The following is a 19,760-nucleotide window of genomic DNA, read 5'->3' as shown; positions in this document are numbered from 1 at the left end:
TCAGGCTCGTCACATTGCTATTGGTCGTGGACAACCCTGTCGACAACGATGTCACGCCGCTCTGGGCCGTGCTGATCCCCGTCGAGGCCGATGTGCTCAAGCTTGTCACGCTGCTGTTCGTCGTCGACAGCCCTGTCGACAGCGAACCCACATCCGTCGACTCTTGTGTCGACAGGCTCGTCACGTTGCTGTTGGTTGTGCTCAACCCCGTCGACAGTGACGTCACGCCACTTTGTACCGTGCTGATCCCTGTCGAAGCCGATGCTCAGGCTTGTCACATTACTGTTCGTCGTGGACAGGCCTGTCGACAACGAGCCCACATCTGTCGACTCTTGTGTCGACAGTGACGTCACGCCGCTTTGCGCTGTGCTGATCCCCGTCGAGGCCGACGTGCTCAGGCTTGTCACATTACTGTTCGTCGTGGACAGGCCTGTCGACAGCGATGTCACGCCACTCTGGGCCGTGCTGATCCCTGTCGAAGCCGACGTGCTCAGGCTCGTCACATTGCTATTGGTCGTCGACAACCCTGTCGACAACGATGTCACGCCGCTCTGGGCCGTGCTGATCCCCGTCGAGGCCGATGTGCTCAAGCTTGTCACGCTGCTGTTCGTCGTCGACAGCCCTGTCGACAGCGAACCCACATCCGTCGACTCTTGTGTCGACAGGCTCGTCACGTTGCTGTTGGTTGTGCTCAACCCCGTCGACAGTGACGTCACGCCACTTTGTACCGTGCTGATCCCTGTCGAAGCCGATGTGCTCAGGCTTGTCACATTACTGTTCGTCGTGGACAGGCCTGTCGACAACGAGCCCACATCTGTCGACTCTTGTGTCGACAGTGACGTCACGCCGCTTTGCGCTGTGCTGATCCCCGTCGAGGCCGACGTGCTCAGGCTTGTCACATTACTGTTCGTCGTGGACAGGCCTGTCGACAGCGATGTCACGCCACTCTGGGCCGTGCTGATCCCTGTCGAAGCCGACGTGCTCAGGCTCGTCACATTGCTATTGGTCGTCGACAACCCTGTCGACAACGATGTCACGCCACTTTGTGCCGTGCTGATCCCTGTCGAAGCCGATGTGCTCAGGCTCGTCACGCTGCTGTTCGTCGTCGACAGCCCTGTCGACAGCGATGTCACGCCGCTCTGCGCTGTGCTGATCCCCGTCGAGGCTGACGTGCTCAGGCTCGTCACATTGCTATTGGTCGTCGACAACCCTGTCGACAACGATGTCACGCCGCTCTGGGCCGTGCTAATGCCTGTCGAGGCCGACGTGCTCAGGCTCGTCACATTGCTATTGGTCGTCGACAACCCTGTCGACAACGATGTCACGCCGCTCTGGGTGCTAATGCCTGTCGAGGCCGATGTGCTCAAGCTCGTCACGCTGCTGTTCGTCGTCGACAGCCCTGTCGACAGCGATGTCACGCCGCTCTGCGCTGTGCTGATCCCCGTCGAGGCTGACGTACTCAGGCTCGTCACGTTGCTATTCGTCGTCGACAAGCCCGTCGACAACGAGCCCACATCTGTCGACTCTTGTGTCGACAGTGACGTCACGCCGCTTTGCGCTGTGCTGATCCCCGTCGAGGCCGACGTGCTCAGGCTTGTCACATTACTGTTCGTCGTGGACAGGCCTGTCGACAACGATGTCACGCCACTTTGTGCCGTGCTGATCCCCGTCGAAGCCGACGTGCTCAGGCTCGTCACGTTGCTATTCGTCGTCGACAAGCCCGTCGACAACGAGCCCACATCCGTCGATTCTTGTGTCGACAGTGACGTCACGCCGCTTTGCGCCGTACTGATCCCCGTCGAAGCCGACGTGCTCAGGCTCGTCACATTGCTATTGGTCGTCGACAACCCTGTCGACAACGATGTCACGCCGCTCTGGGCCGTGCTAATGCCTGTCGAGGCCGATGTGCTCAAGCTCGTCACGCTGCTGTTCGTCGTCGACAGCCCTGTCGACAGCGATGTCACGCCGCTCTGCGCTGTGCTGATCCCTGTCGAAGCCGACGTGCTCAGGCTCGTCACATTGCTATTGGTCGTCGACAACCCTGTCGACAACGATGTCACGCCACTTTGTGCCGTGCTGATCCCCGTCGAAGCCGACGTGCTCAGGCTCGTCACGTTGCTATTCGTCGTCGACAAGCCCGTCGACAACGAGCCCACATCCGTCGATTCTTGTGTCGACAACGACGTCACACCACTCTGCGCCGTGCTGATCCCCGTCGAGGCCGACGTGCTCAGGCTTGTCACATTACTGTTCGTCGTGGACAGGCCTGTCGACAACGATGTCACGCCACTCTGGGCCGTGCTGATCCCTGTCGAAGCCGACGTGCTCAGGCTCGTCACGCTGCTATTCGTCGTCGACAAGCCCGTCGACAACGAGCCCACATCCGTCGATTCTTGTGTCGACAACGACGTCACGCCACTCTGCGCCGTACTGATCCCTGTCGAAGCCGACGTGCTCAGGCTTGTCACATTACTGTTCGTCGTGGACAGGCCTGTCGACAGCGATGTCACGCCACTCTGGGCCGTGCTGATCCCTGTCGAAGCCGACGTGCTCAGGCTCGTCACATTGCTATTGGTCGTCGACAACCCTGTCGACAACGATGTCACGCCACTTTGTGCCGTGCTGATCCCCGTCGAAGCCGACGTGCTCAGGCTCGTCACGTTGCTATTCGTCGTCGACAAGCCCGTCGACAACGAGCCCACATCCGTCGATTCTTGTGTCGACAACGACGTCACACCACTCTGCGCCGTGCTGATCCCCGTCGAGGCCGACGTGCTCAGGCTTGTCACATTACTGTTCGTCGTGGACAGGCCTGTCGACAACGATGTCACGCCACTCTGGGCCGTGCTGATCCCTGTCGAAGCCGACGTGCTCAAGCTCGTTACGTTGCTGTTCGTCGTGGACAGCCCTGTCGACAGTGACGTCACGCCGCTTTGCGCCGTACTGATCCCCGTCGAAGCCGACGTGCTCAGGCTCGTCACATTGCTATTGGTCGTCGACAACCCTGTCGACAACGATGTCACGCCGCTCTGGGCCGTGCTAATGCCTGTCGAGGCCGATGTGCTCAAGCTCGTCACGCTGCTGTTCGTCGTCGACAGCCCTGTCGACAGCGATGTCACGCCGCTCTGCGCTGTGCTGATCCCTGTCGAAGCCGACGTGCTCAGGCTCGTCACATTGCTATTGGTCGTCGACAACCCTGTCGACAACGATGTCACGCCACTTTGTGCCGTGCTGATCCCCGTCGAAGCCGACGTGCTCAGGCTCGTCACGTTGCTATTCGTCGTCGACAAGCCCGTCGACAACGAGCCCACATCCGTCGATTCTTGTGTCGACAACGACGTCACACCACTCTGCGCCGTGCTGATCCCCGTCGAGGCCGACGTGCTCAGGCTTGTCACATTACTGTTCGTCGTGGACAGGCCTGTCGACAACGATGTCACGCCACTCTGGGCCGTGCTGATCCCTGTCGAAGCCGACGTGCTCAGGCTCGTCACGCTGCTATTCGTCGTCGACAAGCCCGTCGACAACGAGCCCACATCCGTCGATTCTTGTGTCGACAACGACGTCACGCCACTCTGCGCCGTACTGATCCCTGTCGAAGCCGACGTGCTCAGGCTTGTCACATTACTGTTCGTCGTGGACAGGCCTGTCGACAGCGATGTCACGCCACTCTGGGCCGTGCTGATCCCTGTCGAAGCCGACGTGCTCAGGCTCGTCACGCTGCTATTCGTCGTCGACAAGCCCGTCGACAACGAGCCCACATCCGTCGATTCTTGTGTCGACAACGACGTCACACCACTCTGCGCCGTGCTGATCCCCGTCGAAGTCGATGTGCTCAGGCTCGTCACATTGCTATTGGTCGTGGACAACCCTGTCGACAACGATGTCACGCCGCTCTGGGCCGTGCTGATCCCCGTCGAGGCCGATGTGCTCAAGCTCGTCACGCTGCTGTTCGTCGTCGACAGCCCTGTCGACAGCGAACCCACATCCGTCGACTCTTGTGTCGACAGCGACGTCACACCACTCTGCGCCGTGCTGATCCCCGTCGAGGCCGACGTGCTCAGGCTTGTCACATTACTGTTCGTCGTGGACAGGCCTGTCGACAACGATGTCACGCCACTCTGGGCCGTGCTGATCCCTGTCGAAGCCGACGTGCTCAAGCTCGTTACGTTGCTGTTCGTCGTGGACAGCCCTGTCGACAGCGATGTCACGCCACTTTGCGCCGTGCTGATCCCCGTCGAAGTCGATGTGCTCAGGCTTGTCACATTACTGTTCGTCGTGGACAGGCCTGTCGACAACGATGTCACGCCACTCTGGGCCGTGCTGATCCCTGTCGAAGCCGACGTGCTCAAGCTCGTTACGTTGCTGTTCGTCGTGGACAGCCCTGTCGACAGCGATGTCACGCCACTTTGCGCCGTGCTGATCCCCGTCGAAGTCGATGTGCTCAGGCTCGCCACATTGCTATTGGTCGTCGACAGGCCTGTCGACAGCGATGTCACGCCGCTCTGGGCCGTGCTAATGCCTGTCGAGGCCGATGTGCTCAAGCTCGTCACGCTGCTGTTCGTCGTCGACAGCCCTGTCGACAGCGAACCCACATCCGTCGACTCTTGTGTCGACAGGCTCGTCACGTTGCTGTTGGTTGTGCTCAACCCCGTCGACAGTGACGTCACGCCACTTTGTACCGTGCTGATCCCTGTCGAAGCCGATGTGCTCAGGCTTGTCACATTACTGTTCGTCGTGGACAGGCCTGTCGACAGCGATGTCACGCCACTCTGGGCCGTGCTGATCCCTGTCGAAGCCGACGTGCTCAGGCTCGTCACGCTGCTGTTCGTCGTCGACAACCCTGTCGACAACGATGTCACGCCACTTTGTGCCGTGCTGATCCCTGTCGAAGCCGATGTGCTCAGGCTCGTCACGCTGCTGTTCGTCGTCGACAGCCCTGTCGACAGCGATGTCACGCCGCTCTGCGCTGTGCTGATCCCCGTCGAGGCTGACGTGCTCAGGCTCGTCACATTGCTATTGGTCGTCGACAACCCTGTCGACAACGATGTCACGCCGCTCTGGGCCGTGCTAATGCCTGTCGAGGCCGATGTGCTCAAGCTCGTCACGCTGCTATTCGTCGTCGACAAGCCCGTCGACAACGAGCCCACATCCGTCGATTCTTGTGTCGACAACGACGTCACGCCACTCTGCGCCGTACTGATCCCCGTCGAAGTCGATGTGCTCAGGCTCGTCACATTGCTGTTCGTCGTCGACAGCCCTGTCGACAGCGATGTCACGCCGCTCTGCGCTGTGCTGATCCCTGTCGAAGCCGACGTGCTCAGGCTCGTCACATTGCTATTGGTCGTCGACAACCCTGTCGACAACGATGTCACGCCACTTTGTGCCGTGCTGATCCCCGTCGAAGCCGACGTGCTCAGGCTCGTCACGTTGCTATTCGTCGTCGACAAGCCCGTCGACAACGAGCCCACATCCGTCGATTCTTGTGTCGACAACGACGTCACACCACTCTGCGCCGTGCTGATCCCCGTCGAAGTCGATGTGCTCAGGCTCGTCACATTGCTATTGGTCGTGGACAACCCTGTCGACAACGATGTCACGCCGCTCTGGGCCGTGCTGATCCCCGTCGAGGCCGATGTGCTCAAGCTTGTCACGCTGCTGTTCGTCGTCGACAGCCCTGTCGACAGCGAACCCACATCCGTCGACTCTTGTGTCGACAGGCTCGTCACGTTGCTGTTGGTTGTGCTCAACCCCGTCGACAGTGACGTCACGCCACTTTGTACCGTGCTGATCCCTGTCGAAGCCGATGTGCTCAGGCTTGTCACATTACTGTTCGTCGTGGACAGGCCTGTCGACAACGAGCCCACATCTGTCGACTCTTGTGTCGACAGTGACGTCACGCCGCTTTGCGCTGTGCTGATCCCCGTCGAGGCCGACGTGCTCAGGCTTGTCACATTACTGTTCGTCGTGGACAGGCCTGTCGACAGCGATGTCACGCCACTCTGGGCCGTGCTGATCCCTGTCGAAGCCGACGTGCTCAGGCTCGTCACATTGCTATTGGTCGTCGACAACCCTGTCGACAACGATGTCACGCCGCTCTGGGCCGTGCTGATCCCCGTCGAGGCCGATGTGCTCAAGCTTGTCACGCTGCTGTTCGTCGTCGACAGCCCTGTCGACAGCGAACCCACATCCGTCGACTCTTGTGTCGACAGGCTCGTCACGTTGCTGTTGGTTGTGCTCAACCCCGTCGACAGTGACGTCACGCCACTTTGTACCGTGCTGATCCCTGTCGAAGCCGATGTGCTCAGGCTTGTCACATTACTGTTCGTCGTGGACAGGCCTGTCGACAACGAGCCCACATCTGTCGACTCTTGTGTCGACAGTGACGTCACGCCGCTTTGCGCTGTGCTGATCCCCGTCGAGGCCGACGTGCTCAGGCTTGTCACATTACTGTTCGTCGTGGACAGGCCTGTCGACAGCGATGTCACGCCACTCTGGGCCGTGCTGATCCCTGTCGAAGCCGACGTGCTCAGGCTCGTCACGCTGCTGTTCGTCGTCGACAGCCCTGTCGACAGCGATGTCACGCCGCTCTGCGCTGTGCTGATCCCCGTCGAGGCTGACGTGCTCAGGCTCGTCACATTGCTATTGGTCGTCGACAGCCCTGTCGACAGCGATGTCACGCCGCTCTGCGCTGTGCTGATCCCCGTCGAGGCTGACGTGCTCAGGCTCGTCACATTGCTATTGGTCGTCGACAACCCTGTCGACAACGATGTCACGCCGCTCTGGGCCGTGCTAATGCCTGTCGAGGCCGATGTGCTCAAGCTCGTCACGCTGCTGTTCGTCGTCGACAAGCCCGTCGACAACGAGCCCACATCCGTCGATTCTTGTGTCGACAACGATGTCACGCCACTCTGCGCCGTACTGATCCCCGTCGAAGTCGATGTGCTCAGGCTCGTCACATTGCTATTGGTCGTCGACAACCCTGTCGACAACGATGTCACGCCGCTCTGGGCCGTGCTAATGCCCGTCGAAGCCGATGTGCTCAGGCTCGTCACGTTGCTATTGGTCGTGCTCAACCCCGTGGACAACGATGTCACACCGCTCTGCGCCGTGCTGATCCCTGTCGACGCCGATGTGCTCAAGCTCGTCACATTGCTGTTCGTCGTCGACAAACCCGTCGACAGCGATCCGACATCCGTCGACTCTTGCGTCGACAGGCTCGTTACGTTGCTGTTGGTTGTGCTCAACCCCGTGGACAACGACGTCACACCGCTCTGCGCCGTGCTGATCCCCGTCGAAGCCGACGTGCTCAGGCTCGTCACATTGCTATTCGTCGTCGACAGCCCCGTCGACAGCGACGTCACGCCACTTTGTGCCGTGCTGATCCCTGTCGAGGCCGACGTGCTCAAGCTCGTCACGTTGCTGTTCGTCGTCGACAGCCCCGTCGACAACGACGTCACGCCACTTTGCGCCGTGCTGATCCCCGTCGAAGCCGATGTGCTCAGGCTCGTCACATTGCTGTTCGTCGTCGACAAACCCGTCGACAGCGATCCGACATCCGTCGACTCTTGCGTCGACAGGCTCGTTACGTTGCTGTTGGTTGTGCTCAACCCCGTGGACAACGACGTCACACCGCTCTGTGCTGTGCTGATCCCTGTCGACGCCGATGTGCTCAGGCTCGTCACGTTGCTATTGGTCGTGCTCAACCCCGTGGACAACGACGTCACGCCACTTTGCGCTGTGCTGATCCCCGTCGAGGCCGATGTGCTCAAGCTCGTCACGTTGCTGTTCGTCGTCGACAAACCCGTCGACAGCGATCCGACATCCGTCGACTCTTGCGTCGACAGGCTCGTTACGTTGCTGTTGGTTGTGCTCAACCCCGTGGACAACGACGTCACACCGCTCTGTGCTGTGCTGATCCCTGTCGACGCCGATGTGCTCAGGCTCGTCACGTTGCTATTGGTCGTGCTCAACCCCGTGGACAACGATGTCACGCCACTTTGCGCTGTGCTGATCCCTGTCGACGCCGATGTGCTCAAGCTCGTCACATTGCTATTCGTCGTCGACAGCCCCGTCGACAGCGACGTCACGCCACTTTGCGCTGTGCTGATCCCTGTCGACGCCGATGTGCTCAGGCTCGTCACGTTGCTATTGGTCGTGCTCAACCCCGTGGACAACGACGTCACGCCGCTTTGCGCTGTGCTGATCCCCGTCGAGGCCGACGTGCTCAGGCTCGTCACGTTGCTATTGGTTGTGCTCAAGCCTGTCGACAGTGACGTCACGCCGCTTTGCGCTGTGCTGATCCCCGTCGAGGCCGACGTGCTCAGGCTCGTCACGTTGCTATTGGTTGTGCTCAAGCCTGTCGACAGCGACGTCACGCCGCTTTGCGCTGTGCTGATCCCCGTCGAAGCCGATGTGCTCAAACTCGTCACGTTGCTATTGGTCGTGCTCAATCCCGTCGACAGTGACGTCACACCGCTTTGCGCCGTACTGATTCCCGTCGAGGCCGACGTGCTCAGACTCGTCAATTTGCTGTTCGTTGTCGACAGCCCCGTCGACAGCGACGTCACGCCACTTTGTGCTGTGCTGATCCCTGTCGAAGCCGACGTGCTCAAGCTGGCGACGTTGCTATTCGTCGTACTCAGCCCCGTCGAGACCGAGGCTACGCCGCTTTGCGCCGTGCTGATGCCGGTGGAAGCGGATGTCGAAAGGGCGTTGAGTTGTGAAACATTGACCGCATCGGTCGGGTTCACCCCGGCGGTGACGTTAGTGATGGTCCGGGTCTGGGAACTACTCCCCACACTCACGACGTTCGCGACACCGCCGTCTGTACTGTTGGCGCCCAACGCGACCGAATTGCTCCCCGTCGCGGTCGCACCCGCCCCCAGCGCTGTCGTGTTCGTAATAGTCAGAGGAGTACCACTTACGCCCGCACCCGCATTGACCCCCACTGCAACGTTGCCATTGCCATTGACATACGCGCCTGCGCCCGCCCCCACGGCGCTGTTGTTAATGCCAGTGACGAAAGCGCCAGACGCATATCCACTAGCCGTGTTGTTGCTGCCGATAACGTTGTTGCTGGACAGAGCCCCGCTACCCGTGTTGCCGCTGCCGGTAACGTTGTAACTGGACTGATACCCACTACCCGTGTTGCCGCCGCCGGTAACGTTGTAAGTGGACTGATACCCGCTACCCGTGTTGTTGCTGCCGGTGACGTAGGCGCTGGCGTCAACCCCGCCTCCCGTATTCCCGTTGCCGATAACATTGTAGCTGGAGTCATATCCACTACCCGTATTGGCGTTGCCGGTGATGCTGGCGCCGGCCGAAGTCCCGTTTCCAGTATTCAGGCTACCAGTGACGTTGAAGCCAGACTTATAACCGCTAGCCGTGTTGCTGTTGCCAATAACATTGTTGCCGGAGTTTTGACCGATGTAAGTATCATCGCTATAAGCAGATCCCACGAAGCCGGCATCATACCCATATGACGTATCGCCCGTCCCGCACGTCGCATAGGCATTAATTCCGTATGCGCTGTCTGTGCCGCACTGCGTATCCGCCCACGCCCCTCCGCTCCACCCCGCAACCGCCATCATGACCGCCACCGCCATCCGCGAGCGCGAAGCCAGCAGCGACACCCGCCCCCTGCGCCCCCCCGCTCCTCTGGTGTGACTGCGCGAGTGCTCCGAAGCAACAACGATTTTCCCCGTGCGACGGTTGAATACCAAGCGATAGATTCGATTCATTTTATGTCTCTCACGTCCAACCCGTTGAAAGCAAGCGCCGAGTTGACAACATCAACCAACTCGATGAACATCTGCTTCACCGGTCTGGACCAGTTGACATCGAACATCCAATTGGCAGGTTCTGATGCAGGGGTGCCATACGGTGCCGTCATATATATGCTTCGCTTTCTTTTATGCTTAGCTTCTTCCTAGCTTGCGTGTCCGCCGTTTGCCGAAAAACCCATTAACAGCGTGACCCTGCATGCATCGAACTATCGGATGACTTACGCAACGCATAACGCTATGGCATTCCCCCACGGCGATTGCATTTGACTTTCCGATGATCAACGGATAGAGAGGCGACGGTTGTAAATTGCTTGCCGATTTCGTTTACTCGGGCCTTCCCTTGCTGGAGAGCCTGATGACAACACGAACACTGGTGCATTGGCTGGAAGACGTGGAGGATCCGCGTGACGGCCCCGGGCTTAAACACGACCTGACTGAACTGCTGGTGGTGGCCGTGTGCGCGATCATCGCGGGCGCGCAAAGCTTCACAGACATGGCGATGTTTGCACAACTGCGTCTGCCGTGGCTGCGCCGCTATCTGCTGCTCGAGAACGGGGCGCCTTCGCACGACACCTTTGGCCGGGTGTTCCGGCTACTGGATGCGAAGCGTTTCGAGCGGGCCTTTCGGGGCTGGATTGGCAGCGTAGTGGGAGCGGGCGCAGCTTGAGCATATCGCCATTGACGGCAAGTGTGTGCGTGGCTCGCGCGACGGCGAGCGCACCCCGGTTCATCTGGTGAGCGCCTATGCCACGCGCCTTGGGGTCATGCTGTGCCAGGAACGCGTGGCTGATAAAAGCAACGAGATCGACGCGATCCCCGCGGTGCTCGACGCGCTGGCGCTCAAGGGTTGCATCGTCAGCATTGATGCGATGGGCTGTCAGCGGAAATTGCCCGTGCGATCCGCGAGCGTGGGGGCGACTACGTGCTCGCCGTCAAGGGCAACCAGGAAAAGCTCTTCAACGCTCTCTCGGGCTTCTTCGGCGCCACTGAGCGCGGGCGCATTGAGCGGCTGATGCCCGAGTGCTACGTTCGGACCATCGAAAAGGACCATGGCCGCATCGAAGAGCGCCGCTACTGGCTCACCCAGGACGTGCTGAAAAGGGTGGACACGAATGCATGGCCCGACTGCCACCAGATCGGTATGGTTGAGGCCATTTGCCATACTGGCAAGGGCGAACCCAGCATGCAGCGCCGTTACTTCATCACCTCCGCACAGTGTGACGTGAAGGACTTCGCCCGCGCGGCGCGTGACCACTGGCGCATCGAGAACAGCTTGCACTGGAGCCTGGACGTCACCTTTCTCGAAGACGCCTGCCGCGTGAGAAAGGACCACGCCGCACACAATTACGCGACCCTGCGACGCTTCGCCCTGAACCTGATCAAGCTCGACATCAGCCTACCGAAGACCAGCGTTCGCAGTCGCGTGAAGCGGGCAGAGTGGGATGAAGACTATCGCACGCACATCCTGCAGATCAAACCACTGATCAGCGCTTGAATTCAACGTCGCAACATTGATCGCATTGGTCCATGCTCAAATGCAATCGCCGTGCGCAAAGGGCACATCACCATCTGTAGGTAATTTGAACTCTTTCGATGACTATTCTGCTACTAGGATTCACAAGATAGTCGCCGTGAAGCTTTTCTCTCTAACCTCGTGCAAAACCTCCGATGCACGAAAGAGTGTGCGTGTATGCCGCCAAGCGATTGGCTCCTGGTTGGTAGTGTGCTTAGATCCCGTGTATACGGGATCTTTTTTTGCACCACTAATAGTGCTTCCGATGCAACCGCTCCAAGTTCTTGGGCTTCGCTCGTCGAGACGTGAATATGGGATACGGTATAGGCCTCAATAAGTACGCCATATGCCGTTGCCTCAGGCGGTGCTGCATAGGTGGGCGTCATCTGCCTTGAAAGCGCCGGCCCACTTTGCGTACACTTCATGGAGCGACGAAATCATCGCTCACGAAGGCTCAAATGAAACGACCACTTCGCATCGGCATCACGATCGGCCTACGCTCCCCAGACGAAAGCCTGTGGATTAATGGTCTCAAACAGAACGCGCTGTTTCTGGCCAAGCTCTTTCAAGCATCGCCGTTACACCACACAGTGAGCCTGCTCAACACAACAGCCGTACCGATAAACCGGGCTTTGCCATGGGATCTCGACCAATTCCCCACGTTTGCGCTTGCCGACGGTGTCAATGATCTCGACCTATTAATCGAATTGGGTGGGCAGTTGGATGCCGACGCCACCGCCCATTTACGCGAACGCGGCACTCGCTTGGTCAGTTACTGTTGCTCGGTCGAATACGCCATGCTAGTCCAAGCCCTCGTTAGTGGTACTCGAAGCTTGTGGAACGGTGCACTTTTCGTTAACCGTGGCTTCGATGCACTATGGTTTATTCCCCAGGTAGCGGATAACACCTTGCCGTTCTGGCAAACGCTCCGCCGCGCTCCGGCAAAAGTAGTTCCGTTTGTTTGGGATCCGATGTTCCTGGAACAACGCGCAGCCGCGCTACCGAACGGCGCGTTATACCGGCCTAGCCAACGGCCCAAGCGCATCGCCGTCATGGAGCCGAATCACGATATCGTCAAGACCTGTATCTATCCCGTACTCATCGCCGAACGAGTGTTTCGCGAGGCACCCGATGAGGTAGGTTCCTTGAACGTTTGCAACGCTAAGCCGTTAGCCGAAACCAATCGTGATTTTCAAGCACTGATGCTTCAGCTCGATATTGTGCAGGCGCAGAAAGCAGCATTTCTCGATCGCTACGACACCCCCGCTTTTCTGGCCGAGCACACCGACCTCGTGATTTCCCATCAAGTGGAGTGTCCGCTTAACTACTTTTATTTCGATGTCTGCTGGCTAGGGTTTCCATTGATTCATAACGCAAGCATGTGCAGCGATCTGGGCTACTACTACAATGGCAACGACATTGTCACCGGCGCCGCACAAACGCTCCGCGCCATACGCGAGCATGATTCGAACTACGACGCCTATATCGGTCGGCAACGACAAATGCTCTCGCGATACACGAGTGAGCATACCCCCCTCGTCGAATACTATGACGATTTATTAGATGAATTAATGCACCACTGCTAAGGAACACAACTGTAAAGGTGTTACTAAGTTTTTAGAAAGTAGCCTCACTCGCTAGCGTATTGACACTCGGGCTGACGGAAGAACGATTTGACGAGGTCGGGCAGTTTTTGAATGCGTCGCAACGCACCGAGGGCGAGCGACTTCATGTCGTCCAGACTTTGCACAAGCTGCCGGCTGACTCGCCGTTTGACGTGTGCCCACACTTGTTCATCGGGGTTCAACTGCGGCGCGTAGGGCGGCAGGTAGAACAACGTGAGCTGCCCATCGAGCGATGCGACGTAGTCTTTGACGAGCTTGGATTTATGGATCGGATGACCATCGACGATCAAGAAGATTGGCTTGCTTGCACCGACCATCAGACGAGCGAGAAATTCCTTGAAGGTCGTCGCCCTCACCGATCCCTCGTGAATCATGAAGCGAAATTCGCCACCAGGACTGACCGCCGAGATCATGTTGAACGAGAAGCGTCGCCCAGTTACCTCGACGACGGGCGTTTGGCCGACCGGAGCCCAGGTCGTGCCGGTATGGTAGTCGGAGCGAATGCCCGCTTCATCGGCAAAATAGATCACCGCGCCTTGCGCGCGGGCTTGCGCCTTGATCGCCGGATACGTCTTGGTTTCCCACTCGTGCACGAGTTGGGTGTCTTGCTGCCAAGCTTGATACAGCGGCTTTTGGACGGAAAAGCCAAGCAGCTTCATGACACGGCTGACCGAGGCCAACGCCAAAGATTTGCCGAACTGGCGCTTGATCAGTTCGCTGATCAACGACAGTGTCCACAGACCGAATTCGAACTTGAACTGTTGGGGAGAGTTGTCGCGAACCGCCTGGGCAATCCAACGCATTTCGTCGGCACTGATCTTCGGTGGCCGCCCCGGAATCGGCTTGGCCAAAAGTGCATTCTGTCCGCCTTCGGCGAACTGGGCGAGCCAGTTAAAAACCGTGCGAGTGCTCACGCCGAACGCAGCCGCTATCGATGCCACCGTTGTGCCTTCGTGCGCCGCCTTAACCGCTTGTTGGCGCATGACCTGGAGCGTGTGGTGATCCAGCTTGCGGCCGTCTGATGAACGTTTGCATTTCATCCAGCCATTGTCTCACGGATGAGAAATTACTTTCTAAAAACTTAGTACTTCCCTTGTCACCAGATGACCAGCAAATTATCCCTCCGCGTACATCGAAAGCCGACCCAGCGCCTTTCAAAAGCGCAGTTGCTGCCGCTTCCTACTGCTCATATAAACACGTTATCGCTCGAACACCATCTCGCGCTCGCGACAATGAAACGTGGTCAGGGCAACGCGAGACAGATGGCCACCCTGTTGAAGGTTGCCTACCTCGGGTACTTCGTGAACGAAGCGACCGGTGATCATGCCATCGATCTGTTCCGCGAAGCGGAAGCAATCCTCAACGCTTGCGGGCTGAGAGGCCACCAAGAAAACCGCTGGACTCTCGACACGTACGAGGCCGATTTCGTAGCGCGCATCGTCGCGCTACACGATGAGCAGATGCGCTCGCTGCCATCCTACCGGTTCGATGCGGCCTGGCAGCGCTTGCACGCGTTCCTCGCAAGTAAAGCGCTCTCGCCTCTTCCGGCTCTACCTTGACCCGCGCAGTCGTTCCGCAGGTAATCGCAACTCACGCTTACGCTTCAGCAGCTGTCGCGGGTGCCATGGTGCTGGGCGCCGCGCGAGTGCACACCAGCCGCCGGGGCGCACGTCAAGATGGGGAGCAGACAAAATCAGGGCTAATACCTATTATGGCGATGCGTTCAGCTGTCGATTTCACAAATGATCATAAAATTCCTGGGCCACATCTGCCGATATCCAATTTAATGAGCGAAAGAGATATGGCGTCGTGAGACACGGCCCCAGGAGAACAGCGTGCAACATGCGGCGCACAATCACCATGACGGCCGGTCCTGATCAACGATAGGGGCAAAATATGCGAGATCAGCCGCTACCTCTCCAATCGATTCTTGCGACGCCGCCGTCAGGAGACACCGACGTGGCAGCATCGATTCGCGCGTCGCTCCTTTCGGCGCTGTTTGAGAACACCCTGCCGCTGTATATGTCTGGGGCCGCCAGCATATTTGTTGCGCTTGTCGCAGTATTTCGTCTGCATCAAACGTGGGCCGAACTATGGCTTGCAACCGATATCGCCCTGCTCCTCGCACGGCTTGTCATCGTGCGCAGCTACGTCAAACAAAACGACGCAGAACCAGCCCACCCGGGACGATGGGCAGCGCGATATGCGCCGCTTGCGCTGTCCTATTGCTTGGTGCTAGGCGCCGGCACTACGGCATGCATGATGTCGTCAGACGCCATGTTAGCCACATCCGCCGTCATGGTGACAGCAGGTATTCTCGGCGGCATCGCTTCCAGAAATGCGGCTTTGCCGCGGCTGGCCATGGCTCAGGTATGCTTAGGCGCATTTCCCATTGGCCTGGGCGCCGCGCTCTCACCGCACAGCGATGTGTGGATTCTGGTGCCTCCGCTATTCTTGTACATTGGCGGAATGGCTGCCGTTATTCGCCGTCACTATGTCAGGCTCGTTGCCCTCATGACGGCCGATCAAAAACACGCGGAACTTGCCGCGCAATTCGATGCCGCGTTAACGCATATGCCGCACGGGCTTTGTACCATCGACAGCGCTGGCAAGGTCATCATCGCCAACAGTCGAACTGCGGAATTGTTCGGTACAACGATCGAGATGCTACGGCTTAATGTGTCGCTTTCGGAGTTCATCGGCCACATGGCACTACAGACGTTTGGCGAATCCCTCAGGAAACAGCTCGTCGAGCGATGTACGCAATGGCTGTCCGAGGAACCTTGCTCACTCGACTTGCCGCTGACCGATGGGCGTCATCTCGAGATGACACGCAATTCCGTGCCTGACGGAAGCGCAGTCATCATTATCGAAGACGTGACGCAACGTCGGCAGGCAGAGGCCCAGGTACTTCACCTCGCACGTCACGACCCGCTCACCGGCCTTCCAAACCGCAGGGACTTGTGCGACCGGCTCAGCCAGAAACTGCCGCGCGTCACTCACAACCCAAAATCAACGCTGGCGGTCATGTATTTGGACCTCGACGGCTTTAAACAAGTCAACGACAACCTCGGACATCATGCTGGAGACGAAGTATTGACAACCGTTGCCGAACGACTAAAAGCAATACTCCATCGGGGTGAGTCGATTGCTCGCCTTGGCGGTGATGAATTTGCCATCGTGCTCGACTGCGCAACACCTGTTACCGGTGAAGCCCTCGCACATCGCGTGATTCAGCAGGTATCCAAGCCCTATTTACTTTCAAGCGGCACACGAGTGACGATCGGCACCAGCATTGGAATCGCATTTGCCAATGACAACGACTCATTTGAGCGTCTGCTGCGGCGAGCCGACGGTGCACTATACGAAGCGAAGACCGCGGGAAAAGGGACGTTTCGTTTCTCACGTGATATTGCGAGCGAGAACGCTTCCGCTACCGAAGCGTAGGGCGGCTATCGTACCGTTGCAGCCCATGACGCGAGGCACACCGAACTCGGCAACCATTGCGTAGCGCGGTCACGTCGTGACCGCGCTACGTGCCACGTTCCCCCATGCCCATAGCAAAACATACGGGGGATACAAGGCGATGTTCTTGTCTATTCGTGGGTACTGCACCGTCAGGTCTGCAAGTCGGTACTTGCTCAAGGTGTTTGGCCCTTCGCCGGTGCCGCCGGCGCCACCTGAACCAGACGCGGCTGCAGAACCGAACCCGCCGCAGGACCGCAACCCACTAAAGGATCTGGAGGAACATCGCCAGGCCCCGCTGCATCGTGGAATACGGCTGATCTTGGCATCAGTTCGATGGGCGAACTGGAAGGTCCTCTTGGTGACAGAAAGAGGTCGTCCGCCGTGTTACTCGGTCGAAGGGGGAACTCATCATCTACTGGCACTGGCGTGCGAGGGCGTATGAACAGCCGCTCCACCCGCGCCATAAAATCCCGCCACCTCATTGCGTCCTCCTCGTCGAAACAACTCTTTCATGTCAATGTCAAGTGTAAGCACCTCGCGAAGGCCGTTCGCAACACGGCGCGCACGTGAGGCATGATTGGGTATCGGGCGCTGGCAATCAGCCCGTAGAGGCAGGCGGGCGGAACGTCCCTGGCAGCTTACTTGCCACGTTCCAGGGTAGTAATTCGTCGATGCGGTTAATGGGGTGATCAGCGATATGGGTCAGCACGTATTCGAGGTAAGCGCGCGGGTTGATCCCGTTCAGCTTGCACGTGCCGATCAGGCTGTACATCGCGGCGGCCCGTTTCCCCCCACTGTCGGAGCCGGCGAACAAGAAGTTCTTGCGACCCAGACTCACACAGCGCAACGCGTTTTCGGCCAGGGCGTTGCTGATCTCGGCACGGCCCTCTTCGCAGTACAGCACGAGGGCATCCCACTGGTTAAGCGAGTAATGGATCGCTTTGGCCAATTCGGATTTCTTGGACAGCGCCGCGAGTTTGCCCGTCATCCACGTCTTGATGGCCGCGAGCAGCGGGATGCTTTTCTCCCGGCGCACGCGCAGCCGTTCAGCGGTGGGTTTGCCGCGGATGTCGGCCTCGATCGCGTAAAGTCCGCCGATCAGCTCGAGCACCTCACGGGTCGCATCGGTCGGCGTTCGGGCATGCACGTCGTATATGTACCGTCTCGCGTGGTCCCAGCATGCCGCCTCGCGAATCTTGCCGCTCTCGTACAGTTCGTTGAAGCCGCTGTAGGCGTCGGCCTGCAAGATACCCTCGAATCCGGCCAGATGGGTCTGGGGATGAATGCCTTTGCGGTCCGGCGAGTAAGCAAACCACACTGCGGCCGGTTCGGTCGAGCCCGAGCGAGTGTCATCGCGCACATACACCCACAGACGCCCCGTCTTCGTCTTCTTCTTGCCCGGCTCAAGTACCGGGATAGGCGTGTCATCCGCGTGCAGCTTCGACGGCGCCACCGTGTAGCGGCGCAGTGCCTCGGTCAGCGCATCGCAAAGGGCCTCGCATTGACCAACCCAGCGGCCCATGCTGGCCGGGTCCAGCTTCACGCCGTCGCGCGCGGCTATCTGTGACTGCCGGTACAGCGGGGCGTGGTCGGCGTACTTCGAGACGAGGATGTCGGCCAGCAGGCTCGGATGGGCGATGCCTCGCGTAATCGGCAGGCCGGGCATCGGCGGCTGCGAGAAGTGGTGACCGCACGGGCAAACCGTTTTGCGCCGGATCGTACGAATCACCTTGAACACCGCCGCGACGCGGGCGAGCTGCTCGGACACGTCTTCTCCGAGCGGCTGCATCGCGCTGCCGCACTTCGGACACGTTGCGTCAGCCTCCAGTACACGTTCTTCGCGTGGCAAATGCGGCGGCAGCGCTTCTTTCGGCGATGCGTCGCTCACAGGCGTGCTCGCGCTAGATTGGCGGGCGCGCTGCACATCAGCGACGCCGCGCTCGCCCGTCAAGTCCTCGAGCGCGGTTTCGAGCCGTGCAACCTCCCGGTCTAATTGCTCGGACTTGCGCCCGAATTGCATGCGCCTAAGCTTGTCGAGCTGCGCCTTGAGCTGCTCGATCTCCAGATCGCGCTCGGCAAGCTGAGCACGAGCCTCGAGCAGCAAGGCTCGCAGCGTTTGAACATCGTCAGGAAGTTCGGCGCCGTTCGACATGCGGCGCAGTTTACGAGCCTTCTGCTCGGTTTACAACATCGACAGTGCAGCGGTGCGACGCGGTTGCCGCCAATCGATGCCTTCGAGCAACATGGACAATTGCGCCGCCGTCAGATGGACCTTGCCGCCATCGGCCTGTGGCCACACGAAGCGCCCACGCTCGAGCCGCTTCGCAAGAAGCCAGAGCCCGTCTTCGGTCGCCCACATGAGCTTCACGAGATCGCCGCGCCGGCCCCGGAAGATGAACACGTTGCCGCCCAACGCATTGTCTTCGAGCGCCGTCTGCACCTTGGCCGCCAGTCCTTGGAATCCGCAGCGCATGTCGGTAACGCCGGCCACCAGCCAGACGCGTGTACCCGTGGGAAGAGAGATCACGATCGCATGCTCCCCAGTACAACGCGTAGCGTGTCGGCGTCGACGATGCCGTCCACCTTGACGACCACCTCACCGAATCGAATCTCGATCGTCCCGCCTCGTGTAGTCCGGTTGCCGGCTGCCCGAGCATCCGAGGGCATGGTCACGCGCTGCGCCGGCGTTTCATGGACCACCGCCACGGGAATCAGCGACGTCGTTTGGGCCTGCAATTGCTCGCGATAGCGACGCCGCCACGTGAACAGCATGTTTGCATTGATGCCATTCTCGCGCGCCAGCTTTGCGACGGAGGCACCCGGCTCGCATGCCGCGACCGCGAGACGGCGTCGAAACTCGCGATCATAATTGGGGCGTCCCTTGCGGCTACCCGGCTTGGCTTCCAACTCCGTCACAGTGATCTCCATCAAATCGAAAATGATGGGCACCACTTTGATGTCGGTTCTCGCCGTCGTCTATGACGGTCGTCGTGAGGCGCTTACTGTCAAGTCTGTAAGCAGGCCGCATCGACAGAACGCTCTGCCTGACCCAGCCACATCCCATCAGGAACATATGGCTTGTCTACGGAATTGCCTAGATACCTATGAAGGGTACCGAAAGACCATGTACCGATAGTTTACGGGAGCACGTTCGGCAGAATTTTCAACCAAGGCGATGCCCCCACATCGCGCATCGCACCGACTGCTGACAACACCCTCTCTCGGTTGCTCCAATCAGGGCCCTACTGTGAAAGACAGCGCGTTGCCCGTAGCGGACACCTCGATCGATATTCCACGCCAGACGTCGCGCCATTTTTAGTCGCGTCAGCGGAAACAAACACCTTCCCCAAGGGCTTCGTAACACGC

General features: G+C 59.2%; 9 protein-coding genes and 2 pseudogenes. 5 read left to right on the top strand and 6 right to left on the bottom strand.

Annotated features, from left to right (window positions below):
• Positions 1 to 17 precede the first annotated feature (17 nt).
• Positions 18 to 7,898, bottom strand: coding sequence for a beta strand repeat-containing protein (locus J3485_RS28975; protein ID WP_445267854.1), 7,881 nt, complete (start codon positions 7,896 to 7,898; stop codon positions 18 to 20).
• A gap of 1,758 nt (positions 7,899 to 9,656) precedes the next feature.
• Positions 9,657 to 9,743 (bottom strand): annotated as a pseudogene (locus tag J3485_RS29570) (ESPR domain-containing protein); the annotation flags it as partial.
• A gap of 400 nt (positions 9,744 to 10,143) precedes the next feature.
• Here J3485_RS29570 and J3485_RS28970 point away from each other — a divergent pair.
• The 3 genes and pseudogenes from J3485_RS28970 (at position 10,144) to J3485_RS19065 (ending at position 12,887) form a co-directional block, all read left to right on the top strand.
• Complete coding sequence (locus tag J3485_RS28970) at positions 10,144 to 10,455, top strand: ISAs1 family transposase (RefSeq protein WP_277991642.1); 312 nt, start codon at positions 10,144 to 10,146, stop codon at positions 10,453 to 10,455.
• A gap of 25 nt (positions 10,456 to 10,480) precedes the next feature.
• A pseudogene (locus tag J3485_RS28965) lies at positions 10,481 to 11,283 on the top strand (ISAs1 family transposase).
• Between the two features lie 476 nt (positions 11,284 to 11,759).
• Positions 11,760 to 12,887, top strand: coding sequence for a DUF2827 domain-containing protein (locus J3485_RS19065; RefSeq protein ID WP_206955945.1), 1,128 nt, complete (start codon positions 11,760 to 11,762; stop codon positions 12,885 to 12,887).
• A gap of 44 nt (positions 12,888 to 12,931) precedes the next feature.
• Here J3485_RS19065 and J3485_RS19060 read toward each other — a convergent pair whose 3' ends face one another.
• Positions 12,932 to 13,966, bottom strand: a complete 1,035-nt coding sequence (locus tag J3485_RS19060) for an IS630 family transposase (RefSeq protein ID WP_206952580.1) — start codon at positions 13,964 to 13,966, stop codon at positions 12,932 to 12,934.
• A gap of 222 nt (positions 13,967 to 14,188) precedes the next feature.
• Here J3485_RS19060 and J3485_RS19055 point away from each other — a divergent pair, with 222 nt between their 5' ends.
• On the top strand, positions 14,189 to 14,485 hold the full coding sequence (locus J3485_RS19055) for a hypothetical protein (protein ID WP_206955944.1): 297 nt from the start codon (positions 14,189 to 14,191) through the stop codon (positions 14,483 to 14,485).
• 337 nt (positions 14,486 to 14,822) lie between these two features.
• Positions 14,823 to 16,373: a sensor domain-containing diguanylate cyclase gene (locus J3485_RS19050; RefSeq protein ID WP_206955943.1), complete on the top strand. Its 1,551-nt coding sequence runs from the start codon at positions 14,823 to 14,825 to the stop codon at positions 16,371 to 16,373.
• A 619-nt stretch (positions 16,374 to 16,992) separates the two neighbouring features.
• Here the strand turns inward: J3485_RS19050 and tnpC are convergent.
• Genes tnpC through tnpA form a run of 3 tightly spaced genes read right to left on the bottom strand, consistent with a single transcriptional unit; the run spans position 16,993 to position 19,346 of the window.
• Positions 16,993 to 18,546, bottom strand: a complete 1,554-nt coding sequence (tnpC, locus tag J3485_RS19045; protein WP_206955942.1) for an IS66 family transposase — start codon at positions 18,544 to 18,546, stop codon at positions 16,993 to 16,995.
• A 30-nt stretch (positions 18,547 to 18,576) separates the two neighbouring features.
• Complete coding sequence (gene tnpB, locus J3485_RS19040) at positions 18,577 to 18,921, bottom strand: IS66 family insertion sequence element accessory protein TnpB (RefSeq protein ID WP_206951009.1); 345 nt, start codon at positions 18,919 to 18,921, stop codon at positions 18,577 to 18,579.
• Positions 18,918 to 19,346, bottom strand: coding sequence for an IS66-like element accessory protein TnpA (gene tnpA / locus J3485_RS19035; protein ID WP_309477054.1), 429 nt, complete (start codon positions 19,344 to 19,346; stop codon positions 18,918 to 18,920). The genes tnpB and tnpA overlap by 4 nt, the downstream gene beginning before the upstream one ends.
• Between the last annotated feature and the right edge of the window lie 414 nt (positions 19,347 to 19,760).

Source organism: Trinickia acidisoli (assembly GCF_017315725.1).
Classification (GTDB): Bacteria; Pseudomonadota; Gammaproteobacteria; order Burkholderiales; family Burkholderiaceae; genus Trinickia; species Trinickia acidisoli.
Note: the sequence above shows the minus strand (reverse complement) of the source record. Positions and strands in the feature narration are given on the sequence as shown.